We start from the raw sequence: 23,828 nt of genomic DNA, 5'->3' as shown, positions 1-23,828 counted from the left end.
GGCCGGGAGCATTTTGTCCGGCGTGCGGCGACGGCATCGACGTCACCGACAACGGCGGGTGCGCCGAGAAGGGACCTGGGGTCGCCGATCCGGTGGCCGTCGCGAAGACGATCGGGATCTCGTCCTACCGGTGCCTCAGAGAAACCTGTGGCCACTGTTATCATCAACTCGCCGCGTGTGGGGGGAAGTTCGGGGGCGGATATTTCGCGGCAGCATCAATACACGCCTTCCCGGCCGTCGGCCTCCGGCACGCCTCTTTCCACCGGAAGCCCCCAGGAGGCGACGATGGCTCGTCGTACCACCGCCCGTGGCGTCGTCGCCGCGCTGGCAGTCCTCACCGTCGTCGCCGGTCCCGGTCCACTCGTCGGCACGGCCGATGCGGGCGACGGCACCGGGAGCACCGCACGCGCGACCGAGAAGGTCTTCCAGTCCGACCGTTACCAGCCCCGCGCCGACCGGCTCTACAGCGCCGGTACCGACGGCTACCTGCATGCCCAGGAGGGACGCTCCGGCTACCTGTGGACGTCGTACGCCACCGGTGCGACGACCGAACTGGGCGAGCTGCCGCGAGTCGAATTCGCCGGCTACCTGGGCTCGTCGTCCGACATCGTCACCGACGTCGTCTCGCCCACCCGGAAGGTCGTCCTGCGTGACCTCTCCACCGCCACCAGCACCGACGTCACCCTCACCCACGGCACGTACATGGCCACCTACGGCACCCATGTGCTGACCCAGGCCCGCGACACGGGCGGCAGCCGCACGCTGTGGCTCTACGGCGGCGACGCCCCGGCCGACGGCACCCTCGTCGACGGGTGGCCGGCCGGGATCACCTCGAACTTCCGGGTGCTGGGCGGCGACAGCGGCACCGCCGTCGTCGGCTACGCGCTGGAGGGCGTGCAGCACCTGGCGCTGGTGGACCTGGCCGCCGCGAAGGTCACCGGCGACGTGACCCTGTCCGCCGCTCCGGCCGCCGTCGCGCTGAGCGCGGACCGGCTGGTCTGGTACCCGTCCGGTACCACGCCGACGGCGCACGTCCTGGACCGCGGCGACCTCACCGCCCCCGGGACGACGGTGACCCTGCCCGGCACCGAGGGCACCCCGTCGGTCGGCATCGCCGGGGACTGGCTCGTGGTGGCCCGTACCGTGCCGTCGAACCCCTCCAACCTGGCCGACGAGTCCGGCGAGCAGCTCATGGCCGTCCCCGTCACGGGCGGCGCCCCGGTCACCCTGCTCCGGCACGCGAACAGCTCCGTCGTACCCGCCCCCGACGGCGGCCTGCTGGTCGTCGGGGGCGCCGACGCCGGGCACTGGGCGGTACGCCGGGTCACCGGCACGGGCGCGGACACCCCGGCACTGACCGAACTGACCGCCGTACCGCCGGTAGCGGCGAAGATCACGCGGCTGTCGCTGGAGAACGGCACCCTGGCCACCGACGAGGCCAACTCCAGCTTCCTGGGCGCGTACTACACCCGGCCGATCGCCGCGGACGGCACGCCCGGCGCCCGGATCTGGCAGAAGTGGGACGGCCTCGACACGGGCCCGTACGCCACCGGGGACGGCCGCGCGGTGTCGTTCACCGCCGACGCCGACCCGGCCGGCTCGCAGCTCCAGTCCATCGACCGCAACGACCAGGCCGGCTTCTTCTACGTGCCCTCGGCCGCCGGCACCGTCCTCGACATCACCGGCCGCTACGCGGTCGTCAACGGTTCCTCCCCCAGCAAGCAGTACGTCGGCGACCTCGGTGTCTACACCGACCTGCAGCCCGTCCTCACCCGCTCCGTCACAGCCGCCTCCGTCTGGGGGACCAGCCTGTGGACGCCGGGTTCCGGCAACGGTGTCGTCACCGCCAGGAACCTGAAGACCGGCGCGACCGCCGCCACCGTCAGCACCGGCGCCCCGTGCGTCCCCAAGGAGCTCCAGGTGGTGAGCCGCTGGATCTACTGGTCCTGCGGTACGGGCGGGACGGCCGGCGTCTGGGACCGAACGGCGAAGAAGAACATCCCCGTCCCGTCCGGCCAGGTCCAGCTCGGCGACGGATACCTCGTCCGGCAGGACACGACCACCGGGACGCTGCTCCTCACTGCCTTCGCCGACGGCACCGCGACCACCCGTGAGATAGCCGACCTCCCGGCGGGCACGTCCGGCGGGCGCGGGACGACCTGGACCGTGGACAAGTTCGGCGGGCCCGTCGCCTACGTCGACGCGGAGAACCGGATCCACCTGGTGCCCAGCGGGGTCGCCACCCAGCCGCTCTCCGCCGTCGAGTCCGAGACGACCGGCAACGCGGGGGAGAACAGCGCGGCCGACAGCCCGTGGTGGCAGTGGCGCGGGCTCCTCTCCAAGCCGGCCGCCTCCTGGACGGCCACCCTCACCAGCAAGGCCACCGGTACCGTCGTCCGCACCCTCTCCAGTGGGGCGGTGCAGGGCAACCTGACCGCGCGATGGGACATCCGTGACGCCAAGGGCGCGCTCGTCCCCAACGGCGCCTACACCTTCACGGTGACGATCCCGCCTGCCGACGGCTCGGGACGCGCGCTGACCGTGTCGCAGACGGTGCAGGTGTCCGACGGGGCCGCCGTACGCCACGACTTCACCAGCGCCGGTTCCTGGGCGCCCGACGGAACCGGCGACATCCTGACCCTCAGCTCCTCCGGCACCGTCAGCTACCGGCCGGGCACCGGCACGGGCACCCTGGGCAAGGCCATGTCCGCCTCCGGCTGGCCCGCCTCCGTGAATCTCGTCCCGTTCGGTGACCTCGACGGCGACCGGCGCAACGACATCCTCGTCCGGTTCAGCAGCGGCGAACTACGGGTGTACCGGACCATGCTCGGCCAGGCGTTCCTCACCAGCACTCCGCACACCTCGCTGGGCAAGGGCTGGAACCAGTACGACGTCCTGACCTCGCCCGGCGACATCAGCGGTGACGGCCGTCCTGACCTCATCGCCCGCAACTCCGCCACCGGCGCCGTCTACCTCTACCGGGGGACGAGCACCGGAAAGCTCTCCGCGCGCGTGAAGCTCTACGCCGACTGGAAGACGTACAAGAAGATCGTGGGTGTCGGCGATCTCAACGGCGACGGCATCGGCGACCTGGTCGCCCAGGACAAGTCCAACAACCTGTACCGCTACCTCGGCACGGGCAAGGGCACCTTCTCCGCACGCGTGAAGCTGTCCTCCTCCTGGGGCGGCTCGTACGACACCGTCATCGGCGCCGGCGACCTCACCGGCGACGGCAATGCCGACCTCCTGTCCCGCGACACCTCCGGCAACCTGTGGCGCAACAACGGCAACGGCAAGGGGGTGTTCGGCGCCCGCACGAAGATCGCCACCGGATGGCGGGGGTACAAGGGGATCTTCTGAGTGGTGACGAAAAACGCGCCACGGGGCCGGCCGACCTCGAACCCGGCTGCCCGCAGGCCGTTGCCGAGCAGGTCGCGCTTCGGCGGAGGCCGGCGCCGACGTACGTCGGGTACTGCTCCGCCGTCGGGACGGCGGAGCCGAGCGGGCCGTCGGCCGTGACCCAGCCGGAACCGTGTTCACGCACCCGCTCGCGTGCCGCGCGGCAGGCCCCGCCGAGGGAGGCCGGCGAGGTCGGTGGACCGGCGGTCGCTCCACCCGGTCGTGCAACTCCGCGTCAGCGGTCGCGCTCGTCCATCCACCGCGCCGCTCTACGGCCTGCGACATCTACGCGCTGCGGCGTGAGTCAGGCCGGGGCCCTCGCCGGTACGGCTGTCGGCTGTCACCCGGCCAGCGTCTTGAGCCGGGTGACGGCCTCCTCCAGCACTCCCGTGCGCTTGCAGAACGCGAACCGCACGAACGGCGCGCCCGCGTCCCGGTGGTCGTAGAAGACCGCGTTGGGGATGGCGACGACGCCGGCCCGTTCCGGCAGGGCGCGGCAGAAGGCGAAGCCGTCGGTCTCGCCCAGCGGCCGGATGTCGGTGGTGATGAAGTACGTGCCGGCGGTGTCGTAGACCTTGAAGCCCGCTTCCGCCAGCCCCGCCGCGAGGATGTCCCGCTTGGTCCGCATGTCCTGGCGGAACGCCTCGAAGTACGCGTCCGGAAGCGCGAGGGCCTCCGCCACCGCGTACTGGAAGGGGCCGGAGGAGACGTACGTCAGGAACTGCTTCGCCGAGCGCACCGCCGTCACCAGTTCCGGCGTGGCCGTCACCCAGCCGACCTTCCAGCCGGTGAAGGAGAAGGTCTTGCCGGCCGAACCGATGGTGACCGTGCGCCCGCGCATGCCGGGGAGGGTGGCGAGGGGGATGTGTTCCGCCTCGTCGTAGACCAGGTGCTCGTACACCTCGTCCGTCACCACCAGCAGGTCCCGCTCCACCGCCAGCTCGGCGATCGCGGTCAGTTCGGCGCGGGTGAGGACGGTGCCGGTCGGGTTGTGCGGGGTGTTGACCAGCAGGAGCCGGGTGCGCGGGGTGACGGCGGCGCGCAGCTCGTCGAGGTCGAGGCGGAACGCGCCGCCGTCCGGGCGCAGCGTGACCGGCACCCGGGTGCCGCCGGCCATCGCGATGCAGGCCGCGTAGGAGTCGTAGTACGGCTCCAGGGCGACGACCTCGTCACCGGGCTCCACGAGGGCCAGCAGGGCGGCGGCGATCGCCTCCGTCGCGCCCGCCGTGACGAGCACCTCGGCGTCGGGGTCGTACGACAGCCCGTACCGGCGCTCCTGGTGCGCGGCGATCGCGCCGCGCAGCTCGGGGACTCCGGGGCCCGGCGGGTACTGGTTGCCGCGCCCCTCGCGCAGCGCGCGCACGGCGGCCTCCCTGACCTCCTCGGGGCCGTCGGTGTCCGGGAAGCCCTGCCCCAGGTTGATGGACCCGGTGCGCAGTGCCAGGGCGGACATCTCGGCGAAGATCGTGGTCCCGAACTCGGTGAGCCGGCGGTTCAGGAGCGGGCGTTCACTGGAGGTCATGCGGGTCATCCTGCGCCCAAGCTCTGGAGTTCCTCAACTCTGCTTTGGCTGGTGAGGCGGCCGGGCATCCCAGGGTCACGTCGCGTTCCCGCGGCGGCCGGGGCGCCCACGGGGGGTTCGCCCCAGGGGGAAGAAAGCAGGTGACGCCATGGGCACCGTAGTCATCGTGGTGGTGGCCGCGATCGTCTGCCTGGCGATCGTCCGGGGGGCGGTCCGCAGGGGCGGGTCGGGCAAGGGGTCGGCGTTCGGCGGGGGCGGGTCCTCCGCGTACGACGGCTCGCGCAGCTGGTGGGCGGGGGACGGCGGGTCGTCCTCGTCGTCGCACGGCGGGCACGGGGGACACGGCGGGCACGGAGGCCACGGTGGCGGGCACGGGGGGCACTCCTGCGGGGGCGGGCACTCCTCGTGCGGCGGTCACTCCTCCTGTGGCGGCGGGTCCTCGTGCGGGGGCGGGGGCGGCTGCGGCGGAGGCAACTGACCCGGGGGAGGGGGGACGGGGGACCGGGGCGTCCGCGGGAGGGCGGGGGAGCTCTCCGCGGGCGCCCTGGCGCGCGCCGGGCGGAACATGGCGCACGACTGGTTGAACAGTTGAGCTGTGGAGCCCTCTGAGGGATGGAAACCCCACGAAGTTGGGTAAAAACGCTGTGGCAGCGGCACAGTTCATGATTCCCTCTAAATCACCAAAGCAGCGCCTCGGGCGTCCTGACGACACCCCTTCCCCGGCTGGGCCGGCCGGGCCGATCTCCCGGTGTCGACCGAGGTGCGCCGGACCACACTCCCCGTCTTTTGCGTGTTAGCGGAGCCGATCCATGCTCACGACCCTGAACACCTCCTACACCGATACGCGCGCGGCCGACCTCGCCTGGGCCCTGGGGCGTGAGCCGCTGCCCGCCCTGGCCACCCTCGACCTGGAACTGACGGGGGCGAAGCTGCAGTTGAGACTGCTCGGCGCGTCCCACCAGGTGCTCCTGGAGGAGGAGCGGGGCGGCTGTTCGGAGACGGTGGCGTGCATCCCGGGGTCCAGCACCCCCCTGCCGCTCGGGGTCGCCAAGCGCATCGGCGACTGGGAGTACGAGTTCGCGGCCCGCGTCGAGGTGCTGTCACCCGGCTCCTTCGCCGGCCGTGCCCAGGAACTGCTCGCGCTCGTCTCCGAGCACCCGCACGGCCTCGTCGGGGTCTTCCCGGGCAGCCCGCACGCGTTCACCGCGATGCTGGCCCAGCGGTACGAGGGGCAGGTGCACTGGCGGACCTGGCACGCCTACCCGCAGGACGGCCAGCTGGTGGCGACCCGGACCAGGGTCGGCGTCCGTGCTCCGGTACCGCAGTCCATCGGTCGATGACATAAACCAACTGGGCGTCAATGGATGCGAGTTCCACACGTGTGGGTGACGAAGCGTACCGAGCGAGTGACGTAACGTCGCAGAGTGATCGAACCGCACGCACCCGCCCCTCCCGGCGCACCGCCGCCCTGGGGCGCCCCCGCGCCGCTGCCCGTGCGGCCGGGGACGGGCCGCCTGCTGGTCCTGGCGTGCGTCTTCGTCTGCGCGGCCTGCGGGCTGGTGTACGAACTCGAACTCGTCGCCCTCGCCTCGTACTTGATCGGGGACTCGGTCACCCAGGCGTCCGTCGTGCTGTCCGTCATGGTCTTCGCCATGGGGATCGGCTCGCTCGGCGCGAAGCGGCTGCGCTGGCACGCGGCGGCCGGGTTCGCCGCGGTGGAGGCCGCGCTGGCGCTGATCGGCGGGTGCAGCGCCATGGCGTTGTACGCCGTCTTCGCCTGGACCGGCGGCTGGGGCGGCCTGTGGGCGTCCGGCCCGCGCTGCCTGCTGGTCGCCTTCTCCCTCGCCATCGGGCTGCTCATCGGCGCCGAGGTGCCGCTGCTGATGGAGCTCATCCAGCGGATCCGCCGGCAGGACGCGGGCGGCGCGGTGGCCGACCTGTTCGCGGCGGACTACGTGGGCGCGCTGGTCGGCGGCCTGGCCTTCCCGTTCCTGCTGCTGCCGGTGCTCGGCCAGCTGACGGGGACCCTGCTCACCGGCACGGTCAACGTGGTGGCCGGGGCCTCCCTGGTCCTCGGCCTGTTCCGCCGCGACCTGTCCCGGCGGGCCCGCTGGACCCTGGTCGTCGCCAACCTCACCGTCCTCGGCGTCCTCGCCTCCGCCGCCGTCCTCGTCGACGACTTCGAACGGGCCGCACGGCACGCCGTCTACGGCGACGACGTCCGGGTCGCCCTGCAGACCGACGTCCAGGAGATCGTCCTCGCCGGCGGCACCCGCGGGCGGCCCCTCGACCTCTTCCTCGACGGCCGGCTGCGGGTCGGCGGCCGGGACGAACGCCGGTACCACGAGGCGCTCGTCCACCCCGCGATGAACGGCCCGCACGCGCGCGTGCTGATCCTCGGCGGCGGTGACGGCATGGCCGCCCGGGAGGTGCTCCGCGAACCCGGCGTCCGGCGGGTCGACGTGGTGGAGCTCGACGCCGGGCTGATCCGCCTGGCCCGCCGCGACCCGGCCCTCGCCGCGCTCAACGGCCACGCCTACGACGACCCCCGCGTCCACGTGGCCACCGCCGACGCCTTCCGCTGGCTGCGCGAGACACCGCGCTACGGCTACGACGTCGTCATCGCCGACCTGCCCGACCCCGGCATCACCGCCAGCGCCAAGCTGTACTCCGAGGAGTTCTACGGACTGGCCCGCCGCGTCCTCGCCCCCGGCGGGCGCCTGGTCGTGCACGCCGGTCCGGTGCAGGCGCGCCCCCGCACCTTCTGGACGGTCGCGGCCACCATGCGGGCCGCGGGCCTCACCCCGGTCCCCTACCGCGTCCTCGGCCACGACGCCGGCTTCACCCCGGGCCCCGACCGCTCCGCGGGCGAGTCCAGGGCCCCGCACGACTGGGGTTTCCTGCTGGCGTCCGCCGACGGCCGCGAACCCCGCCTGCGCCTTGCCCCCGACGCGCCCCCACTGCGCACCCTGACCCAGCGCGCCCTGACCCACGACGCCCTCCCCACCCCGACGACTTCCCTGCCGGCCTCCACACTGGTGGATCCGGGCTACTGAACGGGGCACGGCGCCGTGGCGTCGGCCCGCCCCGGCAGCGTGCCGTGCGTCGGGGAGGGTACGGGAGGCCGACTCCTGGGTACGCTCAGACGCCATGGAGCACCAGGTGTACGTACCGGCCCCGAGCGCTCGGCTCAGGGAGGCGCTGGCCGACCCCGCACGGGTCGCCCGGGCCGTCCCCGGCCTCCAGCAGGACGCGGGCGCCGCCCCCGGCACCGGCCGCCTCAAGGTCCGGATCGGCAGCCACTCGATCACCTACCGGGGTGCCCTGCGCGTCACCCCCCACGACGACGGTTCCTACGCGGTCGACGGTGACGCCACCGAGGCGCGCGGCACCGGCACGGTGAAGCTGGCGCTCACCCTGCGCCTCGCGGACGTGGCGGAGGGCTGCGAGGTCACGGTGACCGGCACCGCCTCCGTCGGCGGCCGGGCCGCGGAACTGCCCGCGGAGGCGGTGGAGTCGGCGGCGACGAGGCTGCTGGGCCGCTTCGTGGAGGGCCTGGGCGACGCGGAGCCCGAGGCCACGGCTCCCGAAGAGCCCGAAGCCCGCGAAGCGGTGGAGCCGGTGGAGCCGGTGGAGCCGGTGGAAGTGCCGATCGAGGAACCCCTCCCCGAGATCTTCGCCGAGGCGGCCCACGCCCGCCGCACGATGATCGGCCGCAGCGCGGAGGAGGTCGACCACGCGCCCCCGAGAGGGCGGTACGCCCCGGTCCCGGCCCCGCAGACGGTGGCAGGGAGTTCGACCCTGCGCTGGGCGGCCCCGGCGGCGGCACTGGCGCTGGCATCGGCGATCGTGGTGACGAGGGCCTTGCGCAGACGCCGGTGAATCAAGGCGCCCCGAAAGGGGCGCTGGGGGTACCCCCGGCCGAAGGCTGGGGGAGGGACTGCGCGAGCAACCCCCACCCTCCCGCACCCGAAAGCCAACCCCCGTCCCCAGTACTGTCGTCCCGTGAGTAACGAAGACATCACGCTGACCGCAGGTGACGCGGAAGTCCGCATCCACCCCCACAACGGCGGCCGCATCGCCGGCCTCAAGATCGGCTCCCTGGAACTCCTCCGCCAGGGCGACCGCTTCGGCTGTTTCCCGATGGTCCCCTGGTGCGGCCGGATCCGGGACGGCCGCTTCCTCGACGGCGCCACGCCCGTCCAGATGCCCCTCAACTCCCCGCCGCACGCCATCCACGGCACCGCCCGCGACGGCGCCTGGCGCACCGCGCGCGTCTCGGCGGACGAGGCCGTGATCACGTACGAGCTCGTCGCCCCCTGGCCGCACCCCGCCCGCGTCACCCACGCCGTGCAGCTCACCGAGGACTCGCTGACGCTGACGATGGGCGTCGAGACGTACGACAACTCCTTCCCGGCGCAGATCGGCTGGCACCCCTGGTTCAACCGGAACCTCGGCGGCCAGGACGCCCAGGTCGACTTCGCCCCCGCCTGGCAGGAGGAGCGCGGCGCCGACCACCTGCCCACCGGCAACCGCATCGACCCGAAGCCCGGCCCCTGGGACGACTGCTTCGGCATGCCCGACGGCGTCGACGTCACCCTCACCTGGCCGGGGCAGCTGGCGCTCAAGGTCGCCTCCCGCGAGCAGTGGGTCGTCGTCTACGACGAGCAGGAGGCCGCCGTGTGCGTGGAGCCGCAGACCGGACCGCCGAACGGGCTCAACACACTGCCGAGGCTCGTCACCCCGCTGGAGCCGCTGGAAGCCGCGACCACCTGGACGTGGACGCGCCTCTAAGCTGGTCGCCATGAGCGACGTACGTGCTGAGCTGCTGCAACAGATCAAGGACAAGGCCGTGGTGCGCGGCCGGGTGACCCTGTCGTCGGGACTGGAGGCCGACTACTACGTCGACCTCCGCCGCGTCACCCTGGACGGTGAGGCGGCCCCGCTGGTCGGCCAGGTGCTGCTGGACCTGACCGCGGACCTGGAGTTCGACGCCGTCGGCGGGCTCACCATGGGCGCCGACCCGGTCGCCGGAGCCATGCTGCACGCGGCCGCCGCCCGCGGCCGTCGCCTGGACGCCTTCGTCGTGCGCAAGGCGGCCAAGGCGCACGGCATGCAGCGCCGGGTCGAGGGTCCGGAGATCAGGGGCCGGCGCGTCCTGGTCGTCGAGGACACCTCCACCACCGGCGGCTCCCCGCTCACCGCCGTCGAGGCCGTGCGCGAGGCCGGCGCCGAGGTGGTCGCCGTCGCCACCATCGTCGACCGGGCGACGGGCGCCGCCGAGAAGATCCAGGAGGGCGCCGGTGTGCCGTACCTCTTCGCCTTCTCGAAGGATGAACTGGGGCTGGACTGACACCCCGGTTGACGCGTGGGATTGACCCGGATTTGACCGGCGCCGGGAGCATCGGTTCAGGTCTGGAAAGATGGGGCCGACGATGACGTCGCCCCCACACAGGTCTAGGTCAGGGCCGTAGAGAAACAGCATTACCCGACCCGCACACCCAAGGAGCGGACAGATGCCCATCGCAACCCCCGAGGTCTACAACGAGATGCTCGACCGGGCGAAGGCAGGCAAGTTCGCCTACCCGGCCATCAACGTCACCTCGACCCAGACCCTGCACGCGGCGCTGCGCGGCTTCGCGGAGGCGGAGAGCGACGGCATCGTCCAGATCTCGACCGGCGGCGCGGAGTTCCTGGGCGGCCAGTACAAGAAGGACATGGTCTCCGGCGCGGTCGCGCTCGCCGAGTTCGCGCACATCGTCGCCGAGAAGTACCCCGTCAACATCGCGCTGCACACCGACCACTGCCCGAAGGACAAGCTCGACGGGTACGTACGCCCGCTGCTCGCGCTCTCCGAGGAGCGCGTGAAGAACGGCCGCACCCCGCTCTTCCAGTCGCACATGTGGGACGGCTCGGCCGAGACCCTCGCCGACAACCTCGCGATCGCGCAGGAGCTGCTGGAGCAGGCCCGCCGCGCCCACATCATCCTCGAGGTCGAGATCACCCCGACCGGTGGCGAGGAGGACGGCGTCTCCCACGAGATCAACGACTCCCTGTACACCACGGTCGACGACGCGATCCGGACGGCCGAGGCGCTCGGTCTCGGCGAGAAGGGCCGCTACCTGCTCGCCGCCTCCTTCGGCAACGTGCACGGCGTGTACAAGCCGGGCAACGTCGTGCTCCGCCCCGACCTGCTCAAGGAGCTGAACGACGGCGTGGCCGCCAAGTTCGGCAAGCAGTCGCCGTTCGACTTCGTCTTCCACGGCGGTTCCGGCTCCACCGAGCAGGAGATCCTGACCGCGCTGGAGAACGGCGTCGTGAAGATGAACCTCGACACCGACACCCAGTACGCCTTCACCCGCCCGGTCGCCGACCACATGTTCAAGAACTACGACGGCGTCCTGAAGGTCGACGGCGAGGTCGGCTCCAAGAAGACCTACGACCCGCGCACCTGGGGCAAGCTGGCCGAGGCGGGCATGGCCGCCCGGGTCGTCGAGGCCACGCAGAACCTGCGCTCCGCGGGCAACAAGATCAAGTAGACCGTAGCGCGCTCGTCACGGTCCGGACCCGGCGCCCGTCCGCATCTGCCGACGGCGCCGGGTCCGCTGTATACCTGGACCCATGCCCGACGTCCGGCTCGCCTCCCCGCAGGGCAAGTGGATCCTGCTCACCACGGTCCTCGGCTCCAGCATGGCCCTGCTGGACTCGACGGTCGTCAACGTCGCGCTGCCCCGCATCGGCGAGGACCTGGACGCGAGCCTGTCCGCGCTCCAGTGGACGGTCAACGCGTACATGCTGACGCTGGCCGGGCTGATCCTGCTCGGCGGCTCGCTCGGCGACCGGTACGGCCGCCGGAAGGTGTTCGTGACGGGCGTGGTCTGGTTCGCCGCCGCGTCCCTGATGTGCGGTCTCGCCCCCACCGACGCCGTGCTGATCGGCGCCCGCGCCCTCCAGGGCATCGGCGGCGCGCTGCTGACCCCCGGCTCGCTCGCCCTCATCCAGGCCTCCTTCCACCCCGACGACCGGGCGCGGGCGGTCGGCCTGTGGTCGGGCTTCGGCGGTATCGGCGCGGCCGTCGGCCCGTTCCTCGGCGGCTGGCTGGTGGACGGCCCCGGCTGGCGCTGGGTCTTCCTCCTGAACGTCCCGCTGGCCCTGCTCTGCGTCCCGGTGGCCCTGCGCCACGTCCCGGAGTCCTCCGGGGGCACCTCCCGCTCGGGGAGTGGGGGAGAGCGCGTGCACGGCCGTTTCGACGTCCTCGGCGCGGTGCTCGGCGCGCTCGCGCTCGGCCTGGTGACGTACGCGCTGATCGAGGGCGGGGTGACCGGCGTCGTGGTGGCCCTCGCGGGGGTCGGGGCCGGGGTGGCGTTCGTGCGGGTCGAGAAGCGCCGGCCGGACCCGATGCTGCCGCTGGACATCTTCGCCTCCCGCCAGTTCACGGCGGTCAACATCGTCACCCTGTGCGTGTACGCGGCCTTCGGCGGCTTCTTCTTCCTGACCGCGCTGCAGCTCCAGGTGGTGGCGGGCTACTCGGCCCTCGCCGCCGGTACGGCCCTGCTGCCCTCGACGGTCCTGATGCTGTTCCTCTCCGCCCGCTCGGGCGCCCTCGCGGACCGGATCGGACCCCGGATCCCGCTCACCGTGGGCCCGCTGCTCTGCGCCGCGGCGATGCTGCTGATGCTCCGGGTGGGCGAGCACGCGCACTACCTGACGGACGTCCTGCCCGCGGTCCTCGTCATGGGCGCCGGCATGGTCACCCTGGTGGCCCCGCTCACCGCCACGGTACTCGCCTCCGTGGACACCGCCCGCGCGGGCATCGCCAGCGGAATCAACAACGCGGCGGCCCGGTCGGCGGGCCTGATCGCGGTGGCGGGACTGCCCCTGCTCGCCGGGATGGGCCCGGAGGCGTACCGGTCGGCGACCGCCTTCGACGCGGCCTTCGACCGCGCGATGCCGATCTGCGCGGGCGTCCTGGTGCTGGGCTCCGCCCTGGCCTTCGCCCTGGTACGCCGCCCCGCCCCGGGCTGCGTACGCCCGGAGTGCCGTACCCACGGCAACATCACGACCCCGCCGCTGGAGGCGGAGGGACACGCCTGACCGCGGCGGCCGCGACCGCTTCAGACGCGTACCGGCGCATCCCGCAGACTGGTCCCATGAGCATCCACGAAAACCTCCTCGGCGGCCCGCCCCCCACCCACCTCCCCGACGAGCCCGCCCCGCGCGAGCTGCTGGCCCAGGGCACCGCTCCCGCGGACGTCGCCGCGAAGTACCCCACCTCCTCGCTCGCCTGGGCCCGGCTGGCCGACGACGCGTTCGAGCGCGGCTCGGTCGTCGAGTCGTACGCCTACGCCCGTACCGGCTACCACCGCGGTCTGGACGCGCTGCGCCGCAACGGCTGGAAGGGGCACGGCCCGGTGCCCTGGGAGCACGAGCCCAATCGTGGTTTCCTGCGCGCCCTGCACGCGCTCGCCCGCGCCGCGCAGGCGATCGGCGAGCAGGAGGAGTACGAGCGCTGCTCGCAGTTCCTGAAGGACTCCTCCCCGACCGCCGCGGGGACCCTCGGCTGAGTCATCCGTTCGGCGGTGTGGCCCGTCCCGCAGGGGGCGGGCCTTGCCGTGCGCGGGGTACGTTGCGCAAGATGCGGGTGGGGACCGGGGCCCCCGTGTCGGCATCGGCAGGGGCGGACCGCTACCCGGAGTACAAGCAGGAGACAGCGATGTCCCAAGAGGCTCTCGAAACGAACGAGCCCGAGACCCCGCATCTCGACTTCGCCGGCACGACGCCGTACGAGGACTACGTCAAGGCAGACGTGCTCACCCACCTCCAGCACACCCTCTCCGACGACCCCGGAGAGATGGTCTTCCTGGTCACGACCCAGGTCATGGAGCTGTGGTTCACCGTCATCGTCCACGAGTGGGAGACCGCCGCGGCCGCCCTGCGCGGCGACGACGTGCCCACCGCGATCGCCGCGCTGAAGCGTTCCACCCGTGAGCTGGAGGCGCTGAACGCCTCCTGGAAGCCGCTCGGCCAGCTCACCCCCGCCCAGTTCAACTCCTACCGCTCCGCCCTCGGCGAGGGCTCCGGCTTCCAGTCGGCGATGTACCGGCGGATGGAGTTCCTGCTCGGCGAGAAGTCCGCGTCCATGCTCGTCCCGCACCGCGGCGCGCCCCGCGTCCACGCGGAACTGGAGAAGGCCCTGCACGAGCCGAGCCTGTACGACGAGGCGGTACGGCTCCTCGCGCGCCACGGCCACGCGATCCCGGACGCCGTGCTGCACCGTGACGTCTCCGCGCGCTACGAGTCCGACGCCGCCGTGGAAGCGGCCTGGACCGCCGTCTACTCCGGCCCCGAGGACGCCGAACTCGCCCGGCTCGGCGAGGCGTTGACCGACGTCGCCGAACTGGTCTGGCGCTGGCGCAACGACCACCTGGTCGCCACCCGCCGCGCGATGGGCGCCAAGCCCGGCACCGGCGGTTCGGCCGGCGTCGCCTGGCTGGAGAAGCGCGCCCGCAAGAACGTGTTCCCGGAGCTGTGGACGGCGAGGTCCCATGTCTGAGCTCGCACTGAGGGCGGAAAAGCTGGACGCGGCCGACGAGTTGGCGGGGGTGCGCGAGCGCTTCGTCCTCGACCCGGTGTCCGGGCACGCGGACGGCGCCGCGGGCGTCTACCTCGACGGCAACTCCCTGGGCGCCCTGCCCGCGCACGTCCCCGGCCGGGTCGAGGACGTCGTACGACGGCAGTGGGGCGAACTGCGCATCCGGTCCTGGGACGAGAGCGGCTGGTGGACGGCGCCGGAGCGGATCGGCGACCGGATCGCCCCGCTGGTGGGCGCCGGAGCCGGGCAGATCGTGGTCGGCGACTCGACGAGCGTCAACGTCTTCAAGGCACTCGTGGGTGCGGTACGGCTCGCGGGGGACGGGCGTGACGAGATCCTCGTCGACGCGACCACCTTCCCCACCGACGGCTACATCGCCGAGTCCGCCGCCCGGCTGACGGGCCGCGTGCTGCGTCCGGTGGCGCCGGCCGGGGTGCGCGACGCCCTCGGTGACCGCACCGCCGCCGTTCTCCTCAACCACGTCGACTACCGCACGGGCCGGCTGCACGACCTCCCCGCCCTCACCGCCGCGGTCCACGCGGCCGGCGCCGTGGCCGTCTGGGACCTGTGCCACAGCGCGGGCGCGCTGCCGGTCGGCCTCGACGAGCACGGGGTGGACCTGGCGGTCGGCTGCACCTACAAGTACCTGAACGGCGGCCCGGGTGCACCGGCGTACCTGTACGTGCGGCGGGAGTTGCAGGACCGCTTCGACTCCCCGCTGCCGGGCTGGAACTCGCACGCCGAGCCGTTCGGCATGAGCCCGTCCTACGCACCCGCGCCGGGCGCGCTGCGCGGGCGGGTCGGTACCCCGGACATCCTCTCCATGCTGGCCCTGGAGGCGGCGCTGGAGGTCTGGGAAGGGGTCACGGTGGAGGCCGTACGGGCCAAGTCCCTCGCCCTGACGGACTTCTTCCTGGAGTGCGTCGAGGCGTACCTGCCGGCGGGCCGCGTCGAGTGCCTGACCCCGGTGGCGCACGAGGAGCGCGGCAGCCAGATCGCGCTGCGCTGCACCGACGCCGGGGACGTGATGAGGCGGCTGATCGAGCGGGGTGTGGTCGGGGACTTCCGGCACCCCGACGTCCTCCGCTTCGGGTTCACGCCGCTGTACGTCGGATTCGCGGACGTGGAGCGGGCGGCGCGGGTGCTGGGGGAGGTCGTGTAGCGGCCCGGGCCGCCCACGTGTGGTCCGGGCGGGTCGACATGGGGATACGACGACCCGTGTCGCGGGGGCCGGGACGGTACAGATCCGTTTAATCCTCACCGTGCGTGACATCCACGTGTCCGCGCACGTCACCGGCCTGGTACCGTCCCGGCCAACGGCCGATCTCCCTCCCGGTCCGCCAACATCGACACGCCGCTGAGAGGTTGGAGCATGCCGGACGACGCCGCAGCAGAACGGGCCGCAGCCGAGGAGGAGTCGGCCTTCTCGCACCCGCACGTCGAGCCCGACGCCACAGCGGCCTACGGCGACCACCCCGACCAGGTGATCGACTTCTACGCCCCGCGTGCGGGCGGTCCGTCGGCGCCCCTGATCGTGGTCCTGCACGGCGGCGCCTGGCGCGCACCCTACGACCGCCTCCACATCACCCCGTTCGCCGACTACCTGGCCCGGCGCGGCTTCGCCGTGGCCAACGTCGAGTACCGGCGCGGCGCCACGCTGCCCGCACAGGGCGGTACGGCCCCGGTCGCCGGGCGCTGGCCGGACACCTTCGACGACGTCGCCGCGGCCCTGGACGCGCTGCCCGCCCTGGCCCGCGAGGCGCTGCCGCAGGCGGACCTGCGCCGCACGGTCCTCACCGGCCACTCGGCGGGCGGGCACCTGGCCCTGTGGGCGGCGGCGCGGCACGTGCTGCCCGCCGACGCCCCGTGGCGCACCTCCGCCCCCGCCCCGCTCCGCGGGGTCGTGGCGCTGGCCCCGATCGCCGACTTCGCGATGGCGGAGAAGCTGGACGTCTGCGGCAACGCCGCGCTGCAACTCCTCGGAGGGGAAGCGAAGTTCGCCGAACGTCAGGGGTACGCGGACCCGGCGCTGCTCCTCCCCACCGGCATCGCGACCACCCTGGTCCAGGGCCGCACCGACACGGTCGTCCCCCAGGCGGTCGCCGAGTCCTATGCGGACGCGGCGGCCAGGGCGGGCGAGGTGGTGGGGCTGACGCTGCTGGAGGAGGTCGGCCACTTCCCGCTGATCGACCCGGCGGCGGACGCGTGCGCGGTGGTGGCGGAGGAGATCGCCCAACTGGCCTACTGAGCCCGCCGGGTCCCGTGCGAATCCCCTTCGGGGGCGCCCCGGAGATACCCGTAGTACCTGAGAGCTACGCCGAGGAAGAGCTCCCGAGCGGGACGCGAACGACTCATCCCGCTCCGTAACTTCCCGATCAGACCAGCCCGACACCCGGGCGAACTGAACGGGGAGGACCGCGATGCGGAACACGACGGGGGAGCCCGCTCCCCAACGGGCAGGGCGGAGAGGGGGCGTCGGCCTTCCTGGCAGCGCCACCCCCCTCGACGGCGCAGGGACGTCGAGTGAGACCCGTCGCACGGACGCCGGTTCGTCCCGCACCCCGGCAACCGCGCGCTCCTCACGGACCCGCCGCACCCTCCTCGCCGCTCTCCTCGCCACCGCCGTGGTGCTCCCCCTCTCCGCGGCCGCCACCCCCCACGTCCCCGCCCCACCCCCCGCCACGCTCCCCACCCCCCTCACCCCGACCGTCCTGGCCACCGCCTACGCGGCCAACCGCGCCGACGCGGCCGAAGCCGCCCGCATGGCCGCCGCCCACGGCGACACCTCCCGCGCCGCCGCCGACCGCACCCTCGCCTCCCCGTCCCGTCACCTCCTCCACTTCGACGCCCGCGGCACCGGCCAGGTCACCGAGGTCCTCGGCGACCTGACGCGGGCCAGCCGTATCGCCGTCCTGGTCCCCGGCTCCGACACCACCCTGGACACCTACGCCCGCTTCCACACCGCCGCCGACTCCCTCTACCGGCGTCTGACCCACGAGCAGCCGCGCGCCCGCACCGCCGTCGTCACCTGGCTCGGCTACCGCACCCCCGCCACGATCAGCGCCGCGGTCCTCACCCCCGGCCGGGCCGACCAAGCGGCCCCCCACCTGCGGGAGTTCGTCCACGAGCTCCGCACCCTCACCGACCGCCCCCGCCCTGGCCCGGAGCCGCCGGCCGTCTCCCTCCTCTGCCACTCCTACGGCACGGTCGTCTGCGCCCGCGCCGCCCCCACCCTCACCGGTCTCGGCGTCACCGACATCGCCCTGGTCGGCAGCCCGGGCACCGGCGCCGACTCGGCCGCGGCCCTGCGCACGTCGGCCCGTGTCTGGGCGGCCCGAGGCGCCGACGACTGGATCGCCGACGTGCCGCACCTGCGCGCCGGCCTCTTCGGCACGGACGTCGGCTTCGGCACCGACCCCGTGTCCCCGGCCTTCGGCGCCCGCGTCTTCGCGGCAGGACCCGGCGGCCACAGCGACTACTTCACCCCGGGCTCGGCCTCCCTGGCCAACCTCGCCCGGATCGTCCTCGGCGAGACTACGGAGGTCACCCGTGCGTAAGCCACGGAAACCCGACACCCAACGCCCCCCGCACGCCCCGCACCTCCCGGGTGTCGTACGGCGGCTCGCCCACCGCGTGGACGCGGCCACCCCGGCCGACCGGGACCGTGCCGTGGACGCCCTGCGCGCCTTCGCGGTGCTCGGTGTGGTGCTCGGCCACTGGCTGGTGACCGCGCTGGTGGCGGACGGCGGGAGGCTGGGCACCGGCAGCCCCCTCCAGCACCTGCCCGTACTGGCCCCGGTCTCCTGGCTGTTCCAGACGCTCGCCGTGTTCTTCCTGGTCGGCGGCCATGTGGCGACCCGCAGTCACGCCACCGCCCGGGCGAACGGGACCCCTTACCGCCGCTGGCTGTGCTCCCGCCTCGCCCGCCTGTGCAAACCGGTCGCCGCCCTCCTCGCCCTGTGGACGGTCACGACCACCGCCCTCCTGGTGTCCGGCACCGACCTCGCCACCGTCCACACCCTCGTCAAACTCGCCCTGTCCCCACTCTGGTTCCTCGTGGTGTTCGCGGCCCTGACGGCGGCCACCCCCCTGGTCGCCCGGCTCAACCCGCTGTGGCCGCTGGCCGTCGTACTCCACGTGGACCTGCTCCGTTTCGGTTTCGGCGCCCCGGCCGGAATCGGCTGGGTGAACCTGGCGGCGGGCTGGCTGGTGCCGTACACGCTGGGCGCCGCCTGGACCCGCGGCGAACTTGACCGCCCGCGTGCCGGCTGGGTGCTGCTCATAGGCGGCACGGCGGCGACGGCCGTGCTGGTCGGCTTCGCCGGCTATCCGGCGGCGATGGTCGGCGTCCCCGGCGCCGCCGTCTCCAACCTCGACCCGCCCACCCTCGCCGCCGTCACCTTCGGACTGGCGCAGTGCGGCCTCGCCCTGCTCCTGCGCGAGCGGCTGCGCCGTACGATGCGCCGTCCGCTCGCCTGGGCGGCGGTGGCCTTCGTGAACCTGTCCGCGATGACGATCTTCCTCTGGCACCAGACGGCCCTGATGGCGACCACGGCCACCGGTCTGCTGCTGGGCCGGCTCCCCGGTCTGCACACGCCTCCGGACCACTTCGGCTGGGTCGGCGACCGCCTGCTGTGGCTGCCGGTGTTCGCCCTGGTGCTCGCCGTCTGCTGGGCGGCGTTCCACACGTACGAGCACCCCGCCCCCGGACACCGCCCCCACACACGCCCCGGCCGCCCTCGCACACCCCGCACCCGCGACACCCGGGCCCTCGTCCGCGCCCGCTCCCACACCCGCGCCCTCGTCCGCGCCCGGTCCCGCAACCGCGCCCTTGTCCGCGCCCGCGTCGCCCGGACCGGCGTCGTCATCCCCTCGCGTGTCGTACGGACCCACCGCTCGTCCGATCGGGCGACACCGACGGAGGCCCGCCGTGTCTAGGCTGGCCGCTGTGACGGAAACGGGGACCCGGCAGGCGGAGCGGCTCGACCGCGTGCCGCGCTGGCTGCGGACACTCCATGACGACCTGTGGACCCTCCGGGCCGACCCGCTGCCCGCCTCCGGGTGGCCGCGCCGGCTGCCGCACGGTGTGCTGTGCGTGGCGGCGGTCGGCATCACGATCGGCGGTGTCGCGCAGCTCCAGCACAACGGGCACCTGGGTGCCGGACTCGCCGCCCTGCTCGGCCTCGCCCCGGGCGCCGCCGTGCTCCTCGCGATGTGGCGGCCCGTCCCGGCCTGGTGGCTGTCGACGGGCGCCATGCTGGTGTCCGCCGTCACGCTGCACGGCCGGCTGGGCACGACACCGGTGGTGCTGTTCACCTGGCCCTGGACCGTGGCCGGGATGATCGCGCAGCTGCTGGTCCTGCTGCTGCTCACGCTGCGCGTCCGCGCCCGGGCGGCCGCCGAGGCACTGGGGCTCACCGTTCTGGTCACCTGGCTGCTCGACGGCGTCTGGGGCGCGCCGCCCCACCAGTCCACCTCGGTCATCACCGTCGTGCTGGCCACGGTCGTGGTGGCGCTCGGCACCGCGCTGCGCGGCCGCCGGGTGGCCCGCGCGGAGCTCAACCGCCAGACCACGCTCACCGCCGAGGAACGCGCCCGGCGCACCCTCCTGGAGGAGCGCAGCCGCATCGCGCGCGAGCTGCACGACGTGGTCGCTCACCACATGTCGGTGATCTCCATCCAGGCCCAGGTCGCCCCCCACCTCGTGGAGAACCCTCCGGACGAGCTCAGGGAGAACCTCGAAGGCATCCGGCACAACGCGCTGGAGGCGCTCACCGAACTGCGCAGAGTCCTGGGCGTGCTGCGTTCGGAGAGCCCCGACGCGGACGCGCCCGACGACGGCGGCGCCGGGCCGCACAGCCCGCAGCCGACCCTGGACCGGCTGGACGCGCTGGTCGAGAACACCCGGGCGGCCGGTCTGACCGTCACCACCCGGATCAACGGCGAGCGCCGTCCGATGCAGTCGGGCGTCGAGCTGTCGGCGTACCGGATCGTGCAGGAGGCGCTGAGCAACGTACTGCGGCACGCGCCGGGCGCCACCGCCCATGTCGAGATCGAGTACATCCCCTACGGTCTGCTGGTGTCCGTCGCCAACTCCCGTGCGGCCCGCCCCGCTTCGCCGTCGCCCGGCGCCGGGCACGGCCTGCTCGGCATGCGCGAGCGGGCGGCGATGCTCGGCGGATCACTGACCGCGGGCCCCGAGGCGAACGGCGGCTACCGGGTCTTCGCGGAGCTCCCGGCCACCGCTCCGGACGCCGGCCTGATGGCCGGCCGTACCCAGCACCCCGGCACCGGCGTACCCCGTGCCCCGCACCCGAAGGACGACCGCGCATGACGAACAGCAGTGGCCGCCCCATCCGCGTGGTCATCGCCGACGACCAGCAGATGGTCCGGCAGGGCTTCACCGTGCTGCTGAACGCCCAGCCCGGTATCGAGGTGGTCGGGCAGGCGGTGGACGGCCTGGACGCGGTGGCCAAGGTCGGCGAACTCACCCCGGACGTCGTCCTGATGGACATCCGCATGCCCGAACTCGGCGGGATCGAGGCGACCCGCCGCATCGTCGGCGAACGCCCGCACATCAAGGTGCTGGTGCTCACCACCTTCGACCTCGACGAGTACGTGTACGAGGCGCTGCGGGCGGGTGCGTCCGGGTTCCTGCTCAAGGACGCGTCCGCGGCCAAACTGGCCGAGGCGGTGCAGGTGGTGGCGGCCGGGGACGCGCTGATCGCGCCCGTCATCACCCGGCGGCTGATCACCAAGTTCTCCCAGCTGGACGGGGGCGGGGTGCGGGCTCCGCTGAAGGCGCGCGTCGGCGAGCTGACCGAACGGGAGACGGAGGTCCTGGCGCTGATCGCGCAGGGGCTGTCGAACGCGGAGATCGCCGAGCGGCTGGTGGTCGCCGAGCAGACCGTGAAGACGCATGTGGGCCGGATCCTGGTGAAACTGGGGCTCAGGGACCGCACGCAGGCGGCGGTGTTCGCGTACGAGTCGGGCCTGGTGCGCCCGGCGGGGTACTGAAGGGATACCGACCGGACGGCCCCCGGCTGCGCCCCGTAGTACCTGAGAGGGACCCCGCAGGACCCTTCTCACTGGTGACGACGGTGACCCCCGCCGCCGCCTACCTTCGTGTACGTGACCGAGACGACCCACCCGCACGCCACACCACCGCAGCCGCCGGACGGCGCGTTCGAGCCGTACAAGCCGCGCAGCCCGGAGTTCCGGGCGGCGATGGACGCCCTGCGGGGGCTGCGGCAGGACCTGCTTCAGGACGCCTTCGCCTACCGTCCGCTGCCCCGGGCGAGCACCGACGGCCCGTTCGCCCGCCGCCTGCCGGCCAGGCTCCGGGAGTACGCGGCCCGGGCGCCGCACGCCCTGATCGGCGCGGCCGGCCTGCTCGCGATGTTCATCGCCTCGAACAGCGCCGTCAACGGCGCGACGGTCAACCTGGTCCTCGGCCTGCTCGCCCTGGTCCCGGTCCTGCTGACCATGGTGCGGCCGGTCGGCGCGTTCTGGGTGTCGATGGCGGCGACCCCCGTCGCGGCCGTCGTGGGGAGCGACTGGGGCAGCCCGTGGCCCTGGCTGGACGGCAGCTTCGCCTGCCACCTGTTCGTGCTCACCGTGGTGGCGATACGCACCAGGCCGCGCACGGCGGCGTGGATGTGGCTGCTGACGGCGCTGTACGGCGCGATGGCGCAGGCGGTCCACAGCGGCGGTTACTACGGGTCCGACACCGCGACGCTGCTGTTCCTGTCCGCGCTGTCCCTGCTGGGCGTCACCGTCTGGCACATCCGCAGCGCGGCCCGGCGGGAGATGACCGTCCAGCGGACGGTGACCGCGCACGAGCGGTCCCGGCGCACCCTCCTGGAGGAGCGCACGACGATCGCCCGTGAACTGCACGACGTGGTCGCCCATCACATGTCCGTCGTCGCCATCCAGGCCGAGGCGGCCCCCTACCGCGTCGAGAACCCGCCGCCGGAACTGGAGAAGGCGTTCGTCACGATCCGGGAGAACGCGGTGGCGGCGCTCACCGAACTGCGCCGGGTGCTGGGCGTGGTCAGAGCCGAGGACTACGAGGCGCCGGACGCCCCGCAGCCGACCCTCGCCGACCTGGACGGGCTGTTGGCCAATGTGCGGGAGGCGGGTCTGGACGTGGAGAAGACGATGACCGGCAAGGTGCGGGAACTGCCGCAGGGCGTGGAGCTGTCGGCGTACCGGATCGTCCAGGAGGCGCTGAGCAACACCCTGCGGCACGCGCCGGGGGCGGCCGCCCGGGTCGAGGTCGCCTATGTGCTCGGCGGCCTGGGGCTGCGCGTGGTCAACGACCCGCCGCCGCGGACCGCCCTGCTCAAGCCGTCCCCCGGCGCCGGTCACGGCATCACGGGCATGCGGGAACGCGTCTCGATGCTGAACGGCGAGATGACGGCGGCCGGCACGGCCGAAGGAGGCTACGAGGTGACGGTGTTCCTGCCCGTCGCGGCCGCCCCGGAAGGTGACGCATGACCATCCGGGTACTGATCGCCGACGACCAGATGATGGTGCGCGAGGGCTTCTCGGTCCTGCTCAACGCGATGCCGGACATCGAGGTCGCCGGTGAGGCGGTCAACGGCCGTGAAGCGGTGGACCGGGTCCGTGAACTATCCCCCGACGTGGTGCTGATGGACATCCGGATGCCCGAGCTGAACGGCATCGAGGCGACCCGGGAGATCGTGGCCGCCGACAGCACGGCGAAGGTGCTGGTCCTGACCACCTTCGACCTGGACGAGTACGTGTACCAGGCGCTGCGCGCGGGAGCCTCCGGTTTTCTCCTCAAGGACGCCTCCGCCCGCCAGTTGGCCGACGGGGTGCGGGTGGTGGCGGCGGGCGAGGCCCTGCTGGCCCCTTCGGTCACCAAGCGGCTGATCACGGAGTTCTCCCGGCTCTCCGGCACCCCGAGGCTGATGTCCACGGCTCAGGCGGCCTACGGCGATCTCACCGACCGGGAGACGGAGGTGCTGATCCTGATCGCGCAGGGCCTGTCCAACGCGGAGATGGCCGAGCGTCTGGTGGTGGCCGAGTCCACGATCAAGACCCATGTCAGCCGCGTCCTGGTGAAGCTGGGCCTCAGGGACCGCACGCAGGCGGCGGTGTTCGCGTACGAGGCCCGCCTGGTGACGCCGGGCTAGTCGCCGCACGTGCCACGAGCACAGTTGATATTGCGATTCGGTCGCGAGCGGTACAGGCGTGTTCACGGTGTGCTCAAGTTGTGTTTGGATGGTGAAGGAAATCAGCCAGATGGCTTGTTCCGCTCTCCGTGTACTCCCTCCCGCTCGTGTGCCC

Annotated in this window: 20 protein-coding genes and 1 pseudogene; 19 read left to right on the top strand and 2 right to left on the bottom strand. The window is 73.1% G+C overall.

The window, feature by feature from the left end; all coding sequences use genetic code 11:
• The first annotated feature begins 285 nt into the window (after window positions 1-285).
• Complete coding sequence (locus AB0G52_RS12205) at window positions 286-3,360, top strand: FG-GAP-like repeat-containing protein (RefSeq protein ID WP_361336142.1); 3,075 nt, start codon at window positions 286-288, stop codon at window positions 3,358-3,360.
• Here AB0G52_RS12205 and AB0G52_RS12200 read toward each other — a convergent pair.
• A pseudogene (locus AB0G52_RS12200) lies at window positions 3,360-3,526 on the bottom strand (aminotransferase); the annotation flags it as partial. The gene AB0G52_RS12205 and the pseudogene AB0G52_RS12200 overlap by 1 nt on opposite strands.
• A gap of 213 nt (window positions 3,527-3,739) precedes the next feature.
• On the bottom strand, window positions 3,740-4,930 hold the full coding sequence (locus AB0G52_RS12195; RefSeq protein ID WP_361336140.1) for a pyridoxal phosphate-dependent aminotransferase: 1,191 nt from the start codon (window positions 4,928-4,930) through the stop codon (window positions 3,740-3,742).
• A 139-nt stretch (window positions 4,931-5,069) separates the two neighbouring features.
• On the opposite strand from AB0G52_RS12195, the gene AB0G52_RS12190 reads away from it, so the two are divergent.
• The 18 genes from AB0G52_RS12190 to AB0G52_RS12105 all read left to right on the top strand — a co-directional run bounded on the left by AB0G52_RS12190 (window position 5,070) and on the right by AB0G52_RS12105 (window position 23,674).
• Window positions 5,070-5,399 carry a hypothetical protein gene (locus AB0G52_RS12190; RefSeq protein WP_361336138.1) on the top strand — a complete coding sequence of 110 codons (330 nt, stop codon included), beginning with the start codon at window positions 5,070-5,072 and terminating at the stop codon, window positions 5,397-5,399.
• Window positions 5,400-5,730: 331 nt separating this feature from the next.
• Window positions 5,731-6,261, top strand: a complete 531-nt coding sequence (locus AB0G52_RS12185) for a DUF2617 family protein (RefSeq protein WP_132889596.1) — start codon at window positions 5,731-5,733, stop codon at window positions 6,259-6,261.
• An 84-nt stretch (window positions 6,262-6,345) separates the two neighbouring features.
• Complete coding sequence (locus AB0G52_RS12180) at window positions 6,346-7,977, top strand: polyamine aminopropyltransferase (protein WP_132889595.1); 1,632 nt, start codon at window positions 6,346-6,348, stop codon at window positions 7,975-7,977.
• Between the two features lie 94 nt (window positions 7,978-8,071).
• Entirely contained in the window at window positions 8,072-8,803 is a 732-nt protein-coding gene (locus AB0G52_RS12175) for an SRPBCC family protein (protein ID WP_132889594.1), read from the top strand.
• 123 nt (window positions 8,804-8,926) lie between these two features.
• The gene (locus AB0G52_RS12170; RefSeq protein WP_132889593.1) at window positions 8,927-9,715 is read left to right on the top strand and encodes an aldose 1-epimerase; all 789 of its coding nucleotides are present in this window, start codon (window positions 8,927-8,929) and stop codon (window positions 9,713-9,715) included.
• Between the two features lie 10 nt (window positions 9,716-9,725).
• Entirely contained in the window at window positions 9,726-10,274 is a 549-nt protein-coding gene (gene pyrE / locus AB0G52_RS12165) for an orotate phosphoribosyltransferase (RefSeq protein ID WP_132889592.1), read from the top strand.
• Window positions 10,275-10,437: 163 nt separating this feature from the next.
• Window positions 10,438-11,460, top strand: coding sequence for a class II fructose-bisphosphate aldolase (fbaA, locus tag AB0G52_RS12160; RefSeq protein WP_132889591.1), 1,023 nt, complete (start codon window positions 10,438-10,440; stop codon window positions 11,458-11,460).
• Window positions 11,461-11,542: 82 nt separating this feature from the next.
• The gene (locus AB0G52_RS12155; protein ID WP_132889590.1) at window positions 11,543-13,015 is read left to right on the top strand and encodes an MFS transporter; all 1,473 of its coding nucleotides are present in this window, start codon (window positions 11,543-11,545) and stop codon (window positions 13,013-13,015) included.
• A gap of 56 nt (window positions 13,016-13,071) precedes the next feature.
• Complete coding sequence (locus tag AB0G52_RS12150) at window positions 13,072-13,485, top strand: DUF3151 domain-containing protein (RefSeq protein ID WP_132889589.1); 414 nt, start codon at window positions 13,072-13,074, stop codon at window positions 13,483-13,485.
• A gap of 149 nt (window positions 13,486-13,634) precedes the next feature.
• On the top strand, window positions 13,635-14,474 hold the full coding sequence (locus tag AB0G52_RS12145; protein WP_132889588.1) for a tryptophan 2,3-dioxygenase family protein: 840 nt from the start codon (window positions 13,635-13,637) through the stop codon (window positions 14,472-14,474).
• Entirely contained in the window at window positions 14,467-15,675 is a 1,209-nt protein-coding gene (gene kynU, locus AB0G52_RS12140; RefSeq protein WP_132889587.1) for a kynureninase, read from the top strand. Before AB0G52_RS12145 ends, kynU begins: the two co-directional genes overlap by 8 nt.
• A gap of 210 nt (window positions 15,676-15,885) precedes the next feature.
• Window positions 15,886-16,761, top strand: coding sequence for an alpha/beta hydrolase (locus tag AB0G52_RS12135; protein ID WP_361336133.1), 876 nt, complete (start codon window positions 15,886-15,888; stop codon window positions 16,759-16,761).
• Between the two features lie 172 nt (window positions 16,762-16,933).
• On the top strand, window positions 16,934-18,070 hold the full coding sequence (locus AB0G52_RS12130) for an alpha/beta hydrolase (protein WP_361336131.1): 1,137 nt from the start codon (window positions 16,934-16,936) through the stop codon (window positions 18,068-18,070).
• Window positions 18,071-18,146: 76 nt separating this feature from the next.
• Complete coding sequence (locus tag AB0G52_RS12125; RefSeq protein WP_361336225.1) at window positions 18,147-19,451, top strand: acyltransferase; 1,305 nt, start codon at window positions 18,147-18,149, stop codon at window positions 19,449-19,451.
• A 10-nt stretch (window positions 19,452-19,461) separates the two neighbouring features.
• Window positions 19,462-20,847 carry a sensor histidine kinase gene (locus AB0G52_RS12120; protein ID WP_361336129.1) on the top strand — a complete coding sequence of 462 codons (1,386 nt, stop codon included), beginning with the start codon at window positions 19,462-19,464 and terminating at the stop codon, window positions 20,845-20,847.
• Window positions 20,844-21,530: a response regulator transcription factor gene (locus AB0G52_RS12115; protein ID WP_132889583.1), complete on the top strand. Its 687-nt coding sequence runs from the start codon at window positions 20,844-20,846 to the stop codon at window positions 21,528-21,530. Before AB0G52_RS12120 ends, AB0G52_RS12115 begins: the two co-directional genes overlap by 4 nt.
• Before the next feature lie 114 nt (window positions 21,531-21,644).
• Window positions 21,645-23,012 (top strand): histidine kinase, encoded by a 1,368-nt coding sequence (locus tag AB0G52_RS12110; RefSeq protein WP_207921756.1) that lies wholly within the window; start codon window positions 21,645-21,647, stop codon window positions 23,010-23,012.
• Window positions 23,009-23,674 carry a response regulator transcription factor gene (locus tag AB0G52_RS12105; protein ID WP_358978997.1) on the top strand — a complete coding sequence of 222 codons (666 nt, stop codon included), beginning with the start codon at window positions 23,009-23,011 and terminating at the stop codon, window positions 23,672-23,674. Before AB0G52_RS12110 ends, AB0G52_RS12105 begins: the two co-directional genes overlap by 4 nt.
• The last annotated feature ends 154 nt before the right edge of the window (window positions 23,675-23,828 follow it).

The organism is Streptomyces sp. NPDC021562 (assembly GCF_040640875.1).
In the GTDB taxonomy this organism is placed as follows: Bacteria; Actinomycetota; Actinomycetes; order Streptomycetales; family Streptomycetaceae; genus Streptomyces.
Note: the sequence above shows the minus strand (reverse complement) of the source record. Positions and strands in the feature narration are given on the sequence as shown.

Coding starts and splice junctions, on each gene's coding strand:
- AB0G52_RS12205 (WP_361336142.1), top strand. CDS start 286: ATGGCTCGTCGTACCACCGCCCGTGGCGTCGTCGCCGCGCTGGCAGTC.
- AB0G52_RS12195 (WP_361336140.1), bottom strand. CDS start 4,930: ATGACCCGCATGACCTCCAGTGAACGCCCGCTCCTGAACCGCCGGCTC.
- AB0G52_RS12190 (WP_361336138.1), top strand. CDS start 5,070: ATGGGCACCGTAGTCATCGTGGTGGTGGCCGCGATCGTCTGCCTGGCG.
- AB0G52_RS12185 (WP_132889596.1), top strand. CDS start 5,731: ATGCTCACGACCCTGAACACCTCCTACACCGATACGCGCGCGGCCGAC.
- AB0G52_RS12175 (WP_132889594.1), top strand. CDS start 8,072: ATGGAGCACCAGGTGTACGTACCGGCCCCGAGCGCTCGGCTCAGGGAG.
- pyrE (WP_132889592.1), top strand. CDS start 9,726: ATGAGCGACGTACGTGCTGAGCTGCTGCAACAGATCAAGGACAAGGCC.
- fbaA (WP_132889591.1), top strand. CDS start 10,438: ATGCCCATCGCAACCCCCGAGGTCTACAACGAGATGCTCGACCGGGCG.
- AB0G52_RS12155 (WP_132889590.1), top strand. CDS start 11,543: ATGCCCGACGTCCGGCTCGCCTCCCCGCAGGGCAAGTGGATCCTGCTC.
- AB0G52_RS12150 (WP_132889589.1), top strand. CDS start 13,072: ATGAGCATCCACGAAAACCTCCTCGGCGGCCCGCCCCCCACCCACCTC.
- AB0G52_RS12145 (WP_132889588.1), top strand. CDS start 13,635: ATGTCCCAAGAGGCTCTCGAAACGAACGAGCCCGAGACCCCGCATCTC.
- kynU (WP_132889587.1), top strand. CDS start 14,467: ATGTCTGAGCTCGCACTGAGGGCGGAAAAGCTGGACGCGGCCGACGAG.
- AB0G52_RS12135 (WP_361336133.1), top strand. CDS start 15,886: ATGCCGGACGACGCCGCAGCAGAACGGGCCGCAGCCGAGGAGGAGTCG.
- AB0G52_RS12130 (WP_361336131.1), top strand. CDS start 16,934: ATGCGGAACACGACGGGGGAGCCCGCTCCCCAACGGGCAGGGCGGAGA.
- AB0G52_RS12115 (WP_132889583.1), top strand. CDS start 20,844: ATGACGAACAGCAGTGGCCGCCCCATCCGCGTGGTCATCGCCGACGAC.
- AB0G52_RS12105 (WP_358978997.1), top strand. CDS start 23,009: ATGACCATCCGGGTACTGATCGCCGACGACCAGATGATGGTGCGCGAG.